Annotated in this window: 14 protein-coding genes; 7 read left to right on the top strand and 7 right to left on the bottom strand. The window is 51.9% G+C overall.

Annotated elements, in window-relative coordinates; translation table 11 throughout:
- Positions 1-50 precede the first annotated feature (50 nt).
- The 6 genes from CBE73_RS19495 to CBE73_RS19470 all read right to left on the bottom strand — a co-directional run bounded on the left by CBE73_RS19495 (position 51) and on the right by CBE73_RS19470 (position 7,940).
- A complete protein-coding gene (locus CBE73_RS19495) occupies positions 51-1,157 on the bottom strand; it encodes a LacI family DNA-binding transcriptional regulator (protein WP_094095658.1) in 1,107 nt (368 codons plus the stop codon).
- Between the two features lie 47 nt (positions 1,158-1,204).
- Positions 1,205-2,200 (bottom strand): zinc-dependent alcohol dehydrogenase, encoded by a 996-nt coding sequence (locus tag CBE73_RS19490; RefSeq protein ID WP_094095657.1) that lies wholly within the window; start codon positions 2,198-2,200, stop codon positions 1,205-1,207.
- A 303-nt stretch (positions 2,201-2,503) separates the two neighbouring features.
- Positions 2,504-4,135: a formate--tetrahydrofolate ligase gene (locus CBE73_RS19485; protein WP_094095656.1), complete on the bottom strand. Its 1,632-nt coding sequence runs from the start codon at positions 4,133-4,135 to the stop codon at positions 2,504-2,506.
- A gap of 149 nt (positions 4,136-4,284) precedes the next feature.
- Positions 4,285-4,863, bottom strand: a complete 579-nt coding sequence (locus CBE73_RS19480; protein WP_094095655.1) for a hypothetical protein — start codon at positions 4,861-4,863, stop codon at positions 4,285-4,287.
- A gap of 140 nt (positions 4,864-5,003) precedes the next feature.
- Positions 5,004-6,398 carry an aldehyde dehydrogenase gene (locus CBE73_RS19475; protein ID WP_094095654.1) on the bottom strand — a complete coding sequence of 465 codons (1,395 nt, stop codon included), beginning with the start codon at positions 6,396-6,398 and terminating at the stop codon, positions 5,004-5,006.
- A gap of 72 nt (positions 6,399-6,470) precedes the next feature.
- Positions 6,471-7,940 carry a carboxylesterase/lipase family protein gene (locus CBE73_RS19470; protein ID WP_094095653.1) on the bottom strand — a complete coding sequence of 490 codons (1,470 nt, stop codon included), beginning with the start codon at positions 7,938-7,940 and terminating at the stop codon, positions 6,471-6,473.
- A gap of 236 nt (positions 7,941-8,176) precedes the next feature.
- Here CBE73_RS19470 and CBE73_RS19465 point away from each other — a divergent pair, with 236 nt between their 5' ends.
- Complete coding sequence (locus tag CBE73_RS19465; RefSeq protein ID WP_094095652.1) at positions 8,177-8,746, top strand: thymidine kinase; 570 nt, start codon at positions 8,177-8,179, stop codon at positions 8,744-8,746.
- Positions 8,747-9,010: 264 nt separating this feature from the next.
- Here the strand turns inward: CBE73_RS19465 and CBE73_RS19460 are convergent, their stop codons facing one another.
- Positions 9,011-10,420: a deoxyguanosinetriphosphate triphosphohydrolase family protein gene (locus CBE73_RS19460; protein ID WP_094095651.1), complete on the bottom strand. Its 1,410-nt coding sequence runs from the start codon at positions 10,418-10,420 to the stop codon at positions 9,011-9,013.
- A 306-nt stretch (positions 10,421-10,726) separates the two neighbouring features.
- Here CBE73_RS19460 and CBE73_RS19455 point away from each other — a divergent pair, with 306 nt between their 5' ends.
- From CBE73_RS19455 to CBE73_RS19435, 6 genes are all read left to right on the top strand, one after another.
- Positions 10,727-10,939 carry a hypothetical protein gene (locus CBE73_RS19455; RefSeq protein ID WP_094095650.1) on the top strand — a complete coding sequence of 71 codons (213 nt, stop codon included), beginning with the start codon at positions 10,727-10,729 and terminating at the stop codon, positions 10,937-10,939.
- 109 nt (positions 10,940-11,048) lie between these two features.
- Entirely contained in the window at positions 11,049-13,427 is a 2,379-nt protein-coding gene (locus CBE73_RS19450) for a helix-turn-helix domain-containing protein (RefSeq protein WP_094095649.1), read from the top strand.
- A gap of 83 nt (positions 13,428-13,510) precedes the next feature.
- Complete coding sequence (locus tag CBE73_RS22600; protein WP_268237157.1) at positions 13,511-13,633, top strand: hypothetical protein; 123 nt, start codon at positions 13,511-13,513, stop codon at positions 13,631-13,633.
- A gap of 57 nt (positions 13,634-13,690) precedes the next feature.
- Entirely contained in the window at positions 13,691-15,340 is a 1,650-nt protein-coding gene (locus CBE73_RS19445) for an extracellular solute-binding protein (protein ID WP_094095648.1), read from the top strand.
- A gap of 91 nt (positions 15,341-15,431) precedes the next feature.
- Positions 15,432-16,352 (top strand): ABC transporter permease, encoded by a 921-nt coding sequence (locus tag CBE73_RS19440; RefSeq protein ID WP_094095647.1) that lies wholly within the window; start codon positions 15,432-15,434, stop codon positions 16,350-16,352.
- 58 nt (positions 16,353-16,410) lie between these two features.
- A complete protein-coding gene (locus CBE73_RS19435) occupies positions 16,411-17,286 on the top strand; it encodes a carbohydrate ABC transporter permease (protein WP_094095646.1) in 876 nt (291 codons plus the stop codon).
- Positions 17,287-17,345 lie beyond the last annotated feature (59 nt).

The raw sequence follows: 17,345 nt of genomic DNA, 5'->3' as shown, positions 1-17,345 counted from the left end.
TATGTGTAACGTTACATGTTAGTTTTTCATTTTAACTAAAGGCAATAGCATCAAGAATTAAGATTGGTTTCGTTTTCGATCCCCTCTTTATTCCTGCAGCTATCCCTAACGATCAGTTTAGCATTCAAAACGACCTTCTCTTTAGGTAAATCAGGATCGTTGATGCTGGCCAGCAGACGTTTGATGCCGATATATCCCAAATCGTACAGCGGCTGCCTCATGGTGCTGATCGGTTTACATGAGCAGCCGTAATCTGCCGGATTCTCGTCGTCAAAGCCGATGATCGATATATCCTCGGGAACCCGGATTCCCGCCTCCTCCATCGCCTGAATAGCGCCGAAAGCAGAGATATCGCTGGCGAAAAATATCGCGTCGGGCAGACTGCCGCCTGCGATCATCTTTTTCATTTCCAAATATCCTGCGTCATAATATGAGCGGTCCCCTCGTAAGTCAGAATCCTGAGAAGGGTGATGTTCACCCGGCGTAAAGGTTGGATACAGAATTAAATCGCTTTGCACCGGGATCTGGTAATCCTGTAAAGCCCGGATATACCCGTTCATCCGCTCCAGCGTAATTTTCAGGTTCATGTTGCCCGCCATATGGGCAATTCGCTTGTGTCCGAGCTTGATTAAATGCTCTGTTGCGCGGTACGCCCCTTCCAAATTGTCGATCGTGACCTTGTCGACATTGACATCGTCCACCGTGTTTTCAATGAGCAGGAACGGAAAGGTAGAATCAGCCAGCTCCCGGATAATCGTATCGTCCGAGGTCAAGCTGCCATAAATGATAATGCCGTCAACGCGTCCCTGCGTCAAATAGCTGATATGGCGTTTTTTCTTCTGCAGATCACCGTTCGAAGAGCAGAACAGCACATTATATTTGTTTTCCTTATCAAAATCCTCTGCCCCTTGCTCAAGCCCTGAAATCAGCCTAGCGGCAAACGGGGCGCATAAATTGTCCAGCACGATGCCGATGCTTTGCGTTTTCTGCAGGACCAGCGAACGAGCAATGCCGTTAGGGCGGTAGTTCAGTTCCTTAATGGCCGACTGAATTTTCTCCCTGGAATCGGGGCTTACGCCCTTCCGGCCGTTTAGATAACGCGAGACAAGTGTCGTGGAAAGCCCCGCACGCTCCGCTACATCCTTAATGGTTGCCATTCTAACAACTCCCGCTGTAAAAATAATAATTCAATTTCAATTTCACTTTACAAAACAGATAAGGTTCTCCAGTCAAAAATCGCACAGGTTTTGGGCGCCGTCTTGTTGACAATCGCCTGATAAACCCTGTCGCACTCTTCGGGGGAAGCCAGCTCGTAAATCCCATCAACTTTGATATCCCCATTGCGGATCCATTCCATGCCGATCGCAAAATTGCCGTAGTTGCTTCCCGGCATAAATTCTGTGGAGTGGCGGGGAATACTCCATTCCCAGCCGGAAGTGAGTGTAATGAAGCCATAAAAGACCTTATGAAAAACATCGTGGGCCCATGTATCCGTTCCCCGATACCAGGGAACACCGACCAAAGAAAGTTCTCCGCCCTTTCGCAGAGCGTCCAAAGCGTTCAGAGCAGCCTGCTCGGCGCCGGAGCATTCGATGGCCAGACCAAATCTTCCGGCAGCAGGGCAATCCTCCACCGACGGGTAAACACGGGTTAACCCGCATTCCCGTGCAGTTTCACGCCGTTTCTTGTTATGGTCTACCGCATAGACCTCATACCCGCAGTGTTTCATCATTTGTGCGCACATCAGACCGACAATACCAAGACCGGTCACAAGTACCGGCTCGACGGGACGGATTTGCGTCTTCAGCATGGTAGTCATGGAAACGGCCGGGAAGCGGCATAAAACGGCCTCTTCAGGAGCCATCCCTTCCAGCACGGGGACGACGGCGTCATCTCCAACGATATTGTACAAACAGTGCGGAGCACTCGCAAATACCAGGTCTCCCGGCTTAATGCCCTCTACCCTTTCGCCCGTTCCCAGCACTTCCATCACCACGGCATACCCAGTTTCCACCGGATACTGGTTACCGCCGAAATAATCCATATAACCGCCGCGCTCAGAGCCGGAGGAAATCAAAGAAACGATGGTTTTACCGAATATCTCGTGATCCCCCAATACACGTCCGTGCAGCGTTTCCTTCACTAAAGCTGCTTTGGCTTTAGCTACAAATTTGACACTCAAGTTCTCGTAGCTATTCAATATTCTTCTCCCCTATACAGCTGAATTACCGAACGGTCGATTTGACACTGGACTAAAGAAAGTAAAATAACATACATGAAAATTAACGAGTGTAAAACGTTACACATACAAAATACCATATTATTTTTAACCCTGTCAATCGACAAGGTTTGTTTTGAACCCTGATGCCTGTAACAAATTCGGCATACTAAAAAACTCTTAACCCTTATTACAAGGGACAAGAGTTTCATAGATAATCCTTTATACAAAAGTTTATCAAACAATATGGCTATCCAATTCCTCATGTAAATCGTTTAGCGTTTCTTACAGCAATCCCTCAATCTGCCCGTCTTCCCCCATCACGATCCGCTCTGCGGCCGGCACCTTCGGCAGACCCGGCATACGCATCGTATTTCCTGTCTCAACGACGACAAACCCGGCTCCTGCCGACAGGCTGACGCCGGACACGTTCACCGTAAATCCTTCCGGTGCTCCCAGCAAACCAGGCTGATCCGTGAAGGAATACGGCGTCTTCGCCATACAGACCGGCAGCTCACCATAACCCCGCTTCTCCATTTGGGCGAGCGCACGGCTGGCTGAAGGCGAATAAGTAACCGTTTCGCCACCGTAGATTTCTTTGACGATCGTTTCAATCTTGCTTCTCAGATCCAGCGACGTATCGTACAGAGGGTGGAAATCATCCTTTCCTTCTTCCAGCAGACCGGCCAGCGCATTGGCCAGCTGCTCCCCGCCTTCACTGCCGAGCGCAAACACCTTGGAGACCTCCGCCGGAACACCTAACGCTGCGCATTCTTCGCGAATGGCTTCAATTTCTGCATCCGTATCCGTTATAAAATGGTTGATCGCAACCAGCACCGGCACGCCGTATTTCTGTAAGTTCCGCACATGCCTTCTCAGGTTCCCCATCCCCTGCTTCAGACTGTCCAGATTCTCCATGCCCAGTTGATCCTTAGGCATTCCGCCATTATATTTCAGTGCCTTAGCTGTAACCACGAGTACAGCTGCAGAAGGTTTTAACCCGGATTGACGGCATTTGATATCAAAAAATTTCTCCGCCCCCAGCTCCGCGCCAAAGCCGGCTTCGGTTACGACGATTTCCCCCAGCTTCAGCGCCGTCCGGGTTGCGATCAGACTGCTGCAGCCATGGGCGATGTTGGCAAACGGACCGCCATGCACCAGCACCGGTGTGCCTTCAAGCGTCTGCACCAGGTTCGGTTTGATTGCTTCCTTGAGCAGCACAGCCATCGCTTCCACCGCCTTCAGCTTGTCCGCTGTGACCGGCTGTCCGCTTATATCGTATCCGATCAGGATTTGGCCGAGACGGCGCTTCAAATCCTGAAGATCTTCGCTAAGGCATAACACGGCCATGACTTCGGAAGCAGACGTGATCAGAAATCCGCTTTCTCTGACCGGCCCATTGCCTTGGCCAAGACCTGACACGATACTACGCAGGCCGCGGTCATTCATATCCAGCGCCCTCTTCCATACGATCCGGGCCGGATCCAGCTGGAGGGCGTTTCCTTGATAAATATGGTTGTCAATCATCGCAGACAACAAATTATTGGCCGACGTGATCGCATGCAAATCCCCGGTAAAATGCAGGTTGATCTCTTCCGCCGGAACGATCTGGGATTTGCCGCCTCCAGTAGCTCCTCCCTTCATGCCAAACACCGGTCCAAGCGATGGCTCGCGCAGCGCGGCTACTGTCTTATGCCCAATAGCATTCAGCGACTGGGCCAGTCCGATGGTCGTCAGCGTCTTGCCTTCTCCCGCCGGGGTCGGATTGACCGCCGTCACCAGCACCAGCTTGCCATCCGGCCGGTCTTGAAGTTCTTTCATCAGCGAAGGATTCAGCTTTGCTTTGTATTTGCCATAAGGCTCCAAATGTTCTTCCCGAATGCCCGCGTTGGCGGCGATTTCATAAATAGATTTCATAGCTACCCAAGATCCTCCTGAATTCAGCTTCATTCTCCCGTTTATTATCGGCCATAGAGAGCAGCTTTTGCAATGTGGAAGCCCGACCTTGCCCAATCAGGCGCATCAAGGACAGGTAACATTACGCGGTGAAGAGGTCTCTACTAGCCCTAAAACGGCTCAAGGATCAGCAAATTCTGGTATATCCATTTTGTCGAACGATATTTGAACGTCAAGGTGATGCCGGAGCTTTCGATTTCCACCGATCGTAAAGCTTTAGTGCCGATCAGGCTTCTAACCATATAAGCGGCCGCCCTGCGGTCTTTCCTGCGAATCGCTTTGGCCAGCGTCTGTGCATAGGGCCGGTTGCAGATAAGCTCTCTATAGAAAGGGATGACCGCTTTGGCGATCTGGCGGTGAGTACCGGTTTGAAAGGTAAAACGGACGTTTCCTGGAGGAATGGTTGTACCGTTTGTATAATAAACGTCTTCCTTTGGAAATCCAAAGGTCATAAAATATCCGATTCCGTTGGTTCCTAAACCCTGTTTGCCCGCAGAAGGGGCTGCCGTGTCCAGCAGTTTACGCATCGCGGATAAATCCGCCCGGACGATCGAGCGGCTCCACTCCCGGGCGAAGGACTCGCTTGCCGCCACGGCCTGATAGAAAGGAAGCATCTCCTCAGCAATCGTGCGGAGAATGCTTGCCGTTATGCCTGGAACCGGTTTGAATTTGCAGGTGTTGACCGACATAATAAAGGCCCTCCTTCACCTTGCTTTGAGCATGCTACATGTTTGCTCAGCTCATTAACAAGGTATGACGAAGAGCCTTGAGCCGGGTGGACGTTAGTCCGGAACCGGCTTTCTTTTTTTGCTGTATTGCTGCAGATTCCCTATTTCAACAGCCTGCGAATGATCGACAATCCCCGTTTGGAGAAAGCATAACGGAAAGAGAAATCAAACAGGGTTGTCTGTTTGACGATGCTTTTCTCGTGCGTAAACGTGCGGAAGCTCTCATGGCCGTGATAACTGCCCATGCCGCTCTCTCCAACACCGCCAAACGGGAGATAAGGGGTCGCAATATGCATCAGCGTATCGTTAATGGTCCCTCCGCCAAAGGAAAGCTCATGGGTTACAGTCCTCTGAACCTTACGGTTTCCGGTGAACAGGTATAGGGCAAGCGGCTTCGGACGCTTCCGCACCCATTCGATCACTTCCTGCAGTTCATCGTAAACTAGCACAGGCAGCAGCGGTCCAAATATCTCCTCCTGCATGACCGGCATTCCCCAATGAACGTCTGTCAGGATGGTGGGCGAGATTTTCAGCTTGTCCCGGTCAGCTTCGCCCCCAACTACGATTTTCCCGTCCTGCAGAAAGGACATCAGCCGGTCAAACTGCCGCTGCCCGACAATCCGTCCATAGGCCGGGTTATTAAGCGGATCTCCACCATAGAATCGTGCAAGCTCGGCCTTCAGCTCTGTAAGCAGACGATCCCGTATATTCCTGTGGACCAGCACGTAATCCGGGGCGATACAGGTTTGGCCGGCATTCGTGAACTTGCCGAACACGATTCTCCGTGCAGCCAGACGCAGATTGGCATCATCATGCACGATGCAGGGGCTTTTGCCCCCTAGCTCCAGCGTAACTGGCGTTAAATGTTTGGCCGCCGCCTCCATGACGATTTTCCCGACGCCTACGCTTCCCGTAAAGAAGATATAATCGAACTTCCTGGCCAGCAAAGCATTGCTGACCTCCGGTCCTCCTTCCACAACCGTGACGTAATCTGCAGGAAACACTTCGCCCAAAATCTGCTTGAGCAGCGCCGATACGTTCGGCGTTAATTCAGACGGCTTGAGGACAACCGTATTTCCGGCGGCAATGGCCCCGACCAATGGTGATAAGGCAAGCTGCAGCGGATAATTCCACGGGGCGATGATCAACACGGTTCCATATGGCTCCTTGGTGATCAAACTTTTTGACCCGACATGTGTCAGCGCCGTCCGGACTTTGCGCGGCTTCGCCCACCCTGTCAGCCTGCTTGAGATAAATCCGATCTCTGACAGGACGATGCCAAGCTCCGTTGTGTAGCTCTCGAAGTCGGATTTGTTCAAATCCTTTCTAAGGGCAGCAAACCATTCCGCTTCATATTTCTTCAATGCCTGCTTTAATCGCTGGAGATATAAAATACGAAGCGCTATGCTCCGGGTGCCCCCCTGCTCGAAAAACGATTTGTGACTGTCCAAAATAGCATCCGGATCCAGTCCGAATTCGAGTTCCTTCTCGTTCATATAACTTGCCCTACTCTCTTGCATCAAATTTTATAAAAGGGCCCGGAAAACAGGCCCCAAATGTTTATCATCTCATTCTCCCAGCAAGCTTCGTTTCTCGGCATCAGGATCATAAACCACTTTCGAATCCGTATTAAAAATATAAGTCGCCCGCTCCGGCAGCTGATAAGCAGGCCAGACCGTCCCCTCTACAGCAGGTTGGCCACCTTTGGCAAAAGAAATCCATGCCTGCTGCATACGCCGCGCGAGCGCCTGAGCCGGCGCATCGGCTTCCACCCCAATATTGCCGAGCATCTCCAGATGATCAAAAACAAACATGATTTCTCCGGCGTGAATCGCCTGCATTAAGTATGGATGAGCCTCACTTGTCCAATCGAAACGATACATCCAGACGGAAGCATGCCGGCTTTGCGCTGCTGCAAACTGCAGGGCAGATCTCCAGAAATACAGGTCAGTCAAAATCTGCGCTTGACCGGCCGCTGTCCGCGGATACCGGGCGGCTATAGCAGCCGCAGCCTCACCGCGGATGCCGGTCATCAGCTCCATCGCCTGCAGCCAGTCCTTCTCCTCCATAATCGGAGAATCCGGTCTGATGAATAATCCTCCTTCATCCCGGTTGGTTCCGATGATCAGCGCGATATCTTTGGCGAAACCTTCCCGGATGGCCGCCAGCGGCTCATGCGGCAACGTCACTCCGTCGATGACCGGCTGCTGCAGCATGGCGATATCGTTGCCATACCGTTTTCTCAGCTCTCCCGCAGCTTTCATGAGCTGCTCCGGAGGAACGGTCTTCAGCTTGCCCGCTTCCTGCGGGCTGATGCCGAGCAAACCGAGCAGCCCCGTAGTGATCGACCGGGCAGCCGGCTCCGGCATAATCTGGGAAGCCCCGCTTTGCATGATCGCATGTTGAAAAAGCCCTTTTGCCTCAGGCATCGCCAATAATGCCGCAATACTCATGCTTCCGGCAGACTCGCCAAACACCGTGACCTGCTGCGGGTCACCGCCAAACGCCGCAATGTTATTTTGCACCCATTTCAGAGCAGCGATCTGATCCAGCAGCCCGGCATTGGAGGTGAAGCCTTCCCCTAGAAAACCAGTATGCATAAAACCCAATACGCCCAAACGATAGTTCAGACTGACCATAATTACCTTACCCTGACGGGCAAACTTGGTTCCGTCATACATCGGGACGCTGCCCGAGCCGGTCACAAAAGCCCCGCCGTGAATCCAGACCATCACTGGAAGCGGTTTGCCCACTGTTTCCTCTGGTGCCCACACATTCAGGTACAGGCAGTCTTCGGATGGAGCAGCTCCGGCATCTTGGCCAAACAGTCCGGCCGTTTCGTTGACAGGCTGAATGCTGATGGGACCATATGTATCGGCTTTTCTTATTCCTTCCCAGGACTCCGGAGCGGCCGGCGCCTGGAAGCGAAGCTCGCCGATTGGCGGCTTGGCATAAGGAAGCCCTTTCCAAATCCGGACGCCATCCTTGCTGACGCCCTCAACCGTTCCGTATTGTGTATCCACCTTAAGCTGTGTCATGCTTCTTCCTCCTTAGAGTCGCCTTAGTTCGCCTTAGAGTTCGGTAAGCTTTCTGTGAATCAATAATGCCGTAAAGCGCTATGCTGTAGATCGTAATTCTGCGAGTCGTTAATGTTACTTTCTTCCTCTCTACCTTACCAAAGAGATTGGGCAGATTCAAAACCTCTTTTGTGATAGAATAGTTGGAGTTTCTGTTTTCGGTTTTGCGATTTAACCATAGAAAGGAACAGTTGATCTTGGCACAGTTATTTTTCAAATACGGAGCAATGAACAGCGGCAAATCTATTGAAATTCTGAAGGTGGCCCACAATTATGAGGAGCAAAACAAACCTGTATTGATCTTTACGTCGGCGGTGGATAACCGTGATGAGGTCGGATTCGTGTCCTCGCGGATCGGCTTTCGCAGACAGGCCATTCCGATCTTTGAAGACAGCGACATTTATGCGGCTGTACAAGAACATAACCCAAAGCCCTACTGCGTGCTGGTGGACGAATGCCAGTTTCTGAATGAGGAAAATATCCGCCAGCTCGTTCGGATCGTCGATGAACTGAATGTGCCGGTAATGGCATTTGGCCTCAAAAATGATTTCCAAAACCAGCTGTTCGAAGGCAGCCGGCTGATGCTCATTTATGCCGATAAAATCGAAGAAATGAAAACGATCTGCTGGTTCTGCGAACGTAAGGCGACCATGAATCTGCGCGTCGAAAACGGCAAACCCGTCTACACGGGCGATCAGATCCAGATCGGCGGCAGCGAATCGTATTACCCGGTATGCCGCAAATGCCATGCGAACCCGCCGCTATAAGAGATAAAAGATAAGATTCACTGATCAGGGTCCAATATAAGTATTCATTAATAGGTATCAGACGATTAAAGTACTCCGATAAAAGTAGCGGCCCGGTTCTCCTGCGTACAGGGAACCGGGCCTTGTTTATTTTTTGCGCAGGATACGCAGGAGTTACACCTGATTTGTACAGCATTCTCCTGGACTCGCACAGGAATTGCACCGCATTGATACATAATTATGCAGCCTTCGCACGTGATTGGCACATGATATTCGTCGCACGCGTTAGTCCATGTCGTAAATCGTACCGACCTTCAGGCCGTAAAGCTCATTGTAAATCTTCTCTGCATATGCATCGGTCATGCCCGCAATGTAATCGATAACCATATGTTCCCAAGTCCAGATTGGGTTCGGCTTCTGCTGGTCGCGGTCGAAACGGCGCAGCCAGTCACCGGGAACGATCGATTTTGAGGTTTCGGGATCCACGAAGGCATCCCATAACCTTTTGATCACCCAGGCGCTGCGTTTCTGCAGCCGCTGCACCCGCAGGTCGCGGATCATCGTGACCCAGGCGAAGCTTTTTAACACGCTGACCGTCCGGAGCATATCCTCGTCTTCGTAACCTTCTTTGACGAACGTTACCTTCTGCCAGTTGCCGTCGCTGACGACACCGAGACTGCCGACGAACAGGCTGACCCAATAGGATTTGACTTCCCGCCGCGTACGGGAATAATCATGATCGCAGGTCGGCATTTTGGCATTCCACACCTGAAGGAAAGAGGTCAGTACCTCGTCCACCTTCCCTCCTATTTGTTCCCGGGTCCAGCCTTTCCAGAAGTCGTCCTCCAGCGTCGTAATTTTCTCAACGATTAATCTTTGAATATGGGAGTCCTTTAGGAAATGCTCATGAACTTCGATTTTGCCCGCTTTAATGCCGTCCTCAAGATCATGGGCGGAATAAGCGATGTCGTCGCACAGATCCATAAGCTGCGCTTCCAGCGTTTTTTTGCCGGCCGGGATGCCCCATTGGTCCCGAATGAAGGAGATATACTCCCATTCATGGTGGTAGAGACCCTTCTTATTTTCCGTGCCCGGATAAGGGTATTTGTTGGTGCCCAGCAGCACGGCGTCGGACAAATTCAGGCCGTCATGGCTTTCCCGTTTCTCCAGGAACATCATCAGCCTGAAGTTATGGGCGTTGCCTTCGAAATGCTCGTATTTCCGGCGGATGGCTTCCCGCGTATGTTTGGCTTCCGCAGGGGAAACCTTGCGCCCTTTCAGCGACTGTTTGATTTTTTCTTCTATTAAATTCTCCAGAATGCCTTCCAGCACTTCTTCGCCTTTATGTCCAAAAGGGGGATGTCCAAAATCATGCGAAATGGCCGCGCATTCCACCACCTCGGGATCGATAATCAGCCCGGGATGCCCGGCCCGCTCCGTCTCCACGGCAGGATATGCCCGCAGCAGGCTTCTTGCCGCCTCACGGGCAATCTGCGCCACTTCCAGGGAGTGGGTTAACCGCGTGCGGTAGTAGTCGCCTGTACCCGCGCCGAACACCTGGGATTTCCCTTGGAGCCGGCGGAAGGTCGGCGAGTGGATCAGACGGGAATAATCCCGCTCGAAAGTTGCCCGGCTGTGCTCCTGACCGATATTGTCCGGATACTGCCGGTGTTGTCTTAGTTCCTGAATATTCATAAGCTGCACTCCTCTTGTACTGAATAAAGCAATGAAATCAAAGCGGCGCTCCGCTTGTTTCCCTGTTGTTTTATGCTATTGTATCCGCATGGCGGAAGAACATAAAGGTTTATTTTTTCTATCGGTATTCATGAAGCCGGACAAATGTTTTACAATGAAGAACAAGCAAAGGAACAAGCTTGGCTGCAAGGGACGGAGGGTTATGAGGGACAAGCTGCGTGCTCACCTCACCCCTACCGACAACTAACCCTGGCAAACCGCCTTTGAATAGTATTGACCATTTTTTGACAAAGGAGTTATCCCTTTATGCCTGTTACCAGAGAATTATTCACCGATGCCGACTTTCAGGAGGCCGTGGACCAAAAACAGCGTATCCGCGTATTCCGCGGTGACCATCTGATCGACTCTTCCACGTCTATTGTCCGGTTCACTTCGGAGACGATCATTACCCAATCCAGCGTCAGCGATCTTACGTACCATCCGCGGCGGGAATGCCAGTTTTTCGAGATAAGGAAATAAAAGCCGCACCGCCTCGCCCGCCTTAACGGCGGGTTCCTTCTACCATCCAGAGTGGCAAGCATTGAAATAAAGTCCGGGCGGTCACGCCGGGCAAGGGGGTTGTCCCGACTTGTGGAAGCGTTTTCTATTGAATTGGAGAAGCATTATTTTATCCTGGCTGTTCTCTTACCTGGTCATTTTAATGATTCCGGTCCTCATCAGTTTTTTGGTTTATACCCGCTCCCAAGGCATTTTGAAAAGTGAAATCCACCGCGCCAACGATGTGCTGTTGAAAGAGGTCCGGGGCACCATCGACAATCAGATCCAGACCGCGGACCGCCTGACGACCGAGCTGATCTGGAACGTGCGGATCCGGGGATTTATGTATTCGAATCTGTACAAAACACCGGGCAGCCTCGATTCGGACCTGTACAGTCTGCACCAAACCGCTCAGGAAATAGCCATTTACCAGTCCCTCTACCCTTCGATTAAAACCTATTACATCTACTGGAGGGATCAGGATCTGGTATTGGAACCGGGCGTTTATCGAAGCAGCAGGCTGGCCTTTGAATCCATCCATCAGAATGAACAAATCTCGTATGAGGTATGGCTGGAGATCCTGCAGAAGAACGATAACGGCAGGTTTGTCAAACTGCAAGGCAAGGATTCCGGCAGCAATGCGCTTGCTTACATCCACTCTTTCCCCAAGGATAAATGGAGCCGTCCTCCGGGAGCGGCGGTTGTGCTGCTGGATACGGGAAAACTTATGGAAAGCATCGTCAATGCCAAAGACTTCAGCAACGGCCAGGTGATGGTCCTGAACCGGGACAAGCAGGTGCTTCTTTCCACCGATCAACACGGCAGCCCGCTGGATCTGCTGGACATGAATTTTACAGGCGAAACCGGTTCTTATTACGGAAATTATGAGGGTCAGCCTTCCGAATTTATGTATATCAAATCCAACAACTCGGAACTGATCTATGTAACGGCGGTCCCGCGGACGCAATTTTGGCAGAAAACGATCTCCCTGCGGAATATTACTTACGCCGGCCTTTGGGTCAGCGTAGCAGGCGGGATTTTGCTGAGCCTGTTTTTCCTCCTAAGGCATTATAGTCCCGTCAGCAAGTTACTTCGACTGCTCAAAGGCTCGGAGTATAAATTCAGCCTGGTCGAAGGCAACGAAAATGAATTCCTTCACATTCAAAGGGCCATATCGGATACGCTGAGCGAACAAGGACAGATCCGGCTGAGGATGCGGCAGCAGTCCTACATGCTGCGCTCCAATATGCTGGCGCGTATGCTGAAGGGGAAGCTGGACGGGCCGCTGGCTCTCGATGAGTCGCTCGCCGCGTTTGACGTCCATTTTCATTCCGGCGATTTCGCCGTGCTTCTCTTCTATGTAGATTACGAGCCGTTTGCGGACCAGCCGGACGGAATATCCGGCCTTGCGGACAACCCCAAGCTGATGCAGTTCATCGTGACCAACATCGTGGAGGACCTTGCCAATGAACGCCATCTGGGTTTCGTCAGCGAGATGGACGACCATCTTGCCTGCCTGCTGAACTTCGCGCCGGGTGACCGGGAACGGCTTCCGGAAGAAGCAGAGGGACTGGCGGAGCGGGCGCGGCAATTTTTGAAAGATAAGTTTCGCATTCATACCCTGGTGTCCATCAGCGGCATTCAACATTCGTTGGACGATCTCTCGGTTGCTTACCGGGAAGCGGTTGACGCCATGGAATACCTGGTCGTGATCGGCGGCAGCCGGGAAGTGATCGCTTATGACGACATCCGGCCGGGATCCGATGAAGCCGCCGATACCGACAGCGGTTATCCTTATTCGCTGCAAGCCGAGCGGCAGCTGATGAACCACGTCAAAGCAGGAGATGCCGATAAAGCCGAGTCCATGATTCGAAGCCTTATAGCCGGATGTATGGAGACAAACAAAATCTCCGTGAACCTCGTCAAATGCCTGATGTTCGATCTGGTCAGCACGCTGATCAAAACGGCCGGCGAACTCGGGGATACGGAGGAGAATCCGGCAGTCATCCGCACCGAATGGGTAACGAAGGTTATGAACAGCGAATCGATCAAGGATATGGAGAAATCGCTGTTGTCCGTTGTCCGGGAGGTTTGCGCCTATGCGGCCGCCAAGCAGAAACAGCAGCTGCAAGCCTCCCGCAGCCTGGTGCTCCAGGAAAGAAGCGCCGAAATTCTGGCTTTCATTGCGGAGCATTATGATCAGCCGAATTTAAATATATCCCTGATCGGCGAACATTTCGGCATGACCCCGACTTACCTGTCCAAATTGTTTAAGGAACAAACGGGTGAAGGCCTGCTGGATACGATCAACCGGTTCAGGATGGACCATGCCAAACGGCTGCTGCAGGACTCCTCGCAGAGCATCAAATCCATTGCTTCGCAGTCGGGATTCCATGATATCAATACCTTTATCCGGACTTTCAAAAAATATGAAGGGGTTACCCCCGGACAATACCAAAAAACGTTGTAGCGGCGTTCGGGCCATAAGGCCGGGCTAAGCCGCATATGGATTTGCAGGCTCTGACGGAGCCTCTTTTTTTTCAGAAATAATCGGTGTTATCCATAGAAATTTCCGATTTTGATGATGCCGTTTCCGGTATTGATGATGTAATTCAGGAAATCGAAGATGCGATTCGGGATGTTGACGATTCCCGGATCCGGCAGGCTGCCGCATAATCGGTAGTGAGGCGCCTCACACTTCAAATTCGCAAAAAACAGGGAGGTTACAGCTATATGAGCTTGCCCGGTACAAAGAGAAGGAAACACGCAGCATTCGCCCTTGCCTTTCTGATGCTGTTCACGCTGCTCTCCGGCTGCGGCGGCAGCGGAAGCCAAGCGGATACGCAGAATTCGGGAAAAGACGCAAATAACGGGAGCGGGCCAAACAACGCCGCACCCTCGGAAGTTTCTTACCCGCTTCAAACGGATGCGAGCAAACCTTTAACCTACTGGGCCGAATACGGCTCGGTCAAAGCTACCATGGAAGAAGTGCCTTTCTTCCAGGAATGGCAGAAGCGGACGGGCATTCCGCTTAAATTCGTCAGCCCGCCGGCCGGACAGTCAAGAGATTCGCTCAACATTATGCTGGCCTCCGGCGATCTGCCGGACATGATCGAATACGACTGGTTCAACTTTCCCGGCGGTCCGGAGAAAGCCATCGCCGAAGGCTACATTCTGCGCTTGAATGATGTCATCGACAAATACGCGCCTAACTTGAAGAAATATCTTCAGGCAAATCCGGATATCGATAAAATGCTCAAAACGGACAGCGGAAGCTACTATACCTTCCCCTTCCTGCGCGGGGATCCGCTGCTTCAGGTGTACCAAGGCCCGATTATCCGCCAGGACTGGCTGGACGAACTTGGCCTCAAGGTGCCGGAAACAATCGACGACTGGCATAACATGCTGACAGCCTTTAAAGACAAGAAAGGGGCGACCGCTCCCCTCTCGTATATTTTCCAATCGGAATTTTTGAACAACGGCGCGTTTATCGGCGCCTTCGGTGCCAGCCACACCTGGTTCCAGGATAACGGCACGGTCAAATTCGGCCCTATGCAGCCGGGTTACAAGGAATTTTTAAGCACGTTCCGCCAGTGGTACGCCGAAGGCCTGCTCGATAAAAGCATCGCCAACGTCGACGGCAAAGCGCTGGACACTAACATAACAAACGGAACCACCGGAGCAACCGTCCATAATTCGGGCAGCGGCATCGGCAAATGGCTGCCTCTGCTTGAGGAGAAAGACCCGAACGCGAAGCTGGTGGCCGCGCCTTATCCGGTGCTGCACCCGGGAGACGTTCCGATGCTCGGACAGAAAGACCCCGTATATACGACGGGTACCAACGTAGCCATTACCTCAAAAGCACAAAACGTGGAGCTTGCAGCCCGCCTGCTGGACTGGGGCTACAGTGAAGAAGGACATATGTATTTCAACTTCGGTCAGGAAGGCGTCAGCTACGAAATGAAAGACGGCGAACCGGTCTATACCGATTTGCTGATGAACAATCCGGATAAGCTGTCCCCTTCGCAGGCGATGTCGCTGTATATCCGCGCCAACTACGGAGGCCCGTTCGTTCAGGATAAACGCTACATTACCCAATATCTGGCCCTGCCTGAGCAAAGATCGGCAATCGAAACCTGGGCCCATACGGACGTGGACAAATACAAGCTGCCGCAGATTACGCCAACGCCGGAGGAGGCGTCGGAGCTTGCGCAGATTATGAACGACGTCAACACGCTGGTCGATGAAATGACGCTCAAAATCATCATGGGCAACGAACCGCTGGATGCGTTCGACAGCTACATGAGCAAACTCAAGACGCTCGGCATCGACCGGGCGACGGAAATTCAGCAGGCGGCCCTAGACCGCTACAACAACCGTTAAAACGCCTGTTTGGGGAGACGCGGGAAAGGCGAAGGCGGCGAGGCAAATCCGCCGTTTTTGCCCCTCTCCCGCTTAAGGAGAGAGAACAGACATGAACAAAACCGCATTCCGCGCGAAATTGATCAGGGATTTTGTGACGAACAAATACCTGTATCTGATGATGCTTCCGGTGATCGCCTTTTACGCCGTCTTCAATTACGCGCCGATGTACGGCGTGCTGATCGCCTTCAAGGAGTATTCGCCGCTTAAAGGCATCATGGACAGCCCCTGGGTAGGGCTCCATCATTTCACGACCTTTTTCGAAAGCTATTATTTCTTGCGCGTCTTGAAAAATACGTTGATCATCAGCGTCTATTCGCTGCTGTTCGAATTTCCGGCCCCGATCCTGCTGGCGCTGCTCATCAACGAGGTCCGGAACAAGACCTACCGCAAGGTCGTTCAATCGGCCACTTACATGCCTTATTTTATTTCGATGATCGTCATCGCCGGTTTGATTCGGGATTTCACGGACAGCGGCGGCGTCATCAACACCATCTACGCTTATTTCGGCGGGGACGGAACCGCTATGCTGCAGCACGCCGGTCTCTTCCGCCCGATCTATATCCTGTCCGAAATCTGGCAGAAAGCCGGCTGGGAATCGATCATTTACCTGGCTGCGCTAATGGCCATCGATCAAGAGCAATACGAAGCTGCCCGCATGGACGGAGCCGGCCGACTTAAGCAAATGTGGCATATTACCCTGCCGGGCATCCTGCCGACAATCGTGATTTTGTTTATTTTGCGCATGGGGAATTTGCTGAACGTAGGGTTCGAGAAAATCATTTTGCTTTATAACCCGGTGGTGTACGAGACGGCCGATGTGATCTCCTCTTTCGTTTACCGCAAGGGTCTGCTGGAATTCAGCTGGAGTTACAGCACCGCGGTCGGCATGTTCAACTCCATTATCAATCTGATTCTGCTCGTCCTGGCCAACTGGCTCAGCAGAAGAATAACCAGCAACAGCTTATGGTAATCCGCATTAGGGTTAGCGCGATTCTTAGAACAGCCCCGGCTTTACAGGAGGTGCCGCATTGAAAACGACGAGGTACGAAAGGATTTCCCTGAACCTCATTTATTTTGTATTGTTTCTGCTGATCATAGCTACGGTATACCCGCTGCTTCATGTCGTATTCGCCTCGTTCAGCAATCCGAACGAAATTATTGCCCATAAAGGTTTGCTGTGGAAGCCGCTCGGCTTCAATCTGGAGGCCTACAGGCTTGTTTTCTCCAATCCCGGCATTTATACGGGTTATCGGAACACCTTGTTTATCGTGGTGGTGGGCGTTGCCTTGAACCTGCTGATGACCGCGCTTGGCGCCTACGTGCTGTCGCGGAAAAACGTGATGTGGAACAAGCTGTTTATGATGCTCATCACCTTCACCATGTTTTTCAGCGGCGGGCTTGTGCCCTTCTATCTGGTTGTTAAAGGCGTCGGCTTGTACAATACGCTTTGGTCGACGATCATCCCGTTTGCCGTCAATACGTTTAACCTGATTGTCATGCGGACCTCGTTTCAGGCTGTCCCCGACAGTCTGGAGGAATCCGCCAAGATCGACGGAGCGAACCATTTTACCATCTTATTCAAGATCATCATTCCGCTGTCGCTGCCGGTCATCGCCGTTATGGGCTTGTATTATGCGGTGGAGAAATGGAACGGTTGGTTTTACGCCTCGATTTTTATCCAGGATCACAATTTGTATCCGCTGCAAATCTTTCTGCGGGAGATTCTGATCCTGAGCTCGACGGATAACATGACCTCCGGCTCCGCGGTAGGCGAGCAGTTCCAAATCGGCGCAACGATTAAATACGCGACCATCGTGGTCGCCACGCTGCCGATCCTGTGCGTTTACCCGTTTATTCAACGCTTTTTCGTAAAGGGCGTCATGATCGGCGCTTTAAAGGGATAAAAGGAATTTTGAGTACGAGTAGAGGAGATAACAGAAAAAGCCCGCAATCGCGCGGGCTT

Origin of the sequence: Paenibacillus physcomitrellae (genome assembly GCF_002240225.1) — a bacterium.
GTDB lineage: Bacteria > Bacillota > Bacilli > Paenibacillales > Paenibacillaceae > Fontibacillus > Fontibacillus physcomitrellae.
This window is presented reverse-complemented; position numbering and strand designations above follow the sequence as displayed.

Excerpts from the sequence above, each read along its gene's own strand:
- CBE73_RS19495 (WP_094095658.1), bottom strand. The coding sequence starts at position 1,157 with ATGGCAACCATTAAGGATGTAGCGGAGCGTGCGGGGCTTTCCACGACA.
- CBE73_RS19485 (WP_094095656.1), bottom strand. The coding sequence starts at position 4,135 with ATGAAATCTATTTATGAAATCGCCGCCAACGCGGGCATTCGGGAAGAA.
- CBE73_RS19480 (WP_094095655.1), bottom strand. The coding sequence starts at position 4,863 with ATGTCGGTCAACACCTGCAAATTCAAACCGGTTCCAGGCATAACGGCA.
- CBE73_RS19475 (WP_094095654.1), bottom strand. The coding sequence starts at position 6,398 with ATGAACGAGAAGGAACTCGAATTCGGACTGGATCCGGATGCTATTTTG.
- CBE73_RS19470 (WP_094095653.1), bottom strand. The coding sequence starts at position 7,940 with ATGACACAGCTTAAGGTGGATACACAATACGGAACGGTTGAGGGCGTC.
- CBE73_RS19460 (WP_094095651.1), bottom strand. The coding sequence starts at position 10,420 with ATGAATATTCAGGAACTAAGACAACACCGGCAGTATCCGGACAATATC.
- CBE73_RS19455 (WP_094095650.1), top strand. The coding sequence starts at position 10,727 with ATGCCTGTTACCAGAGAATTATTCACCGATGCCGACTTTCAGGAGGCC.
- CBE73_RS19445 (WP_094095648.1), top strand. The coding sequence starts at position 13,691 with ATGAGCTTGCCCGGTACAAAGAGAAGGAAACACGCAGCATTCGCCCTT.
- CBE73_RS19440 (WP_094095647.1), top strand. The coding sequence starts at position 15,432 with ATGAACAAAACCGCATTCCGCGCGAAATTGATCAGGGATTTTGTGACG.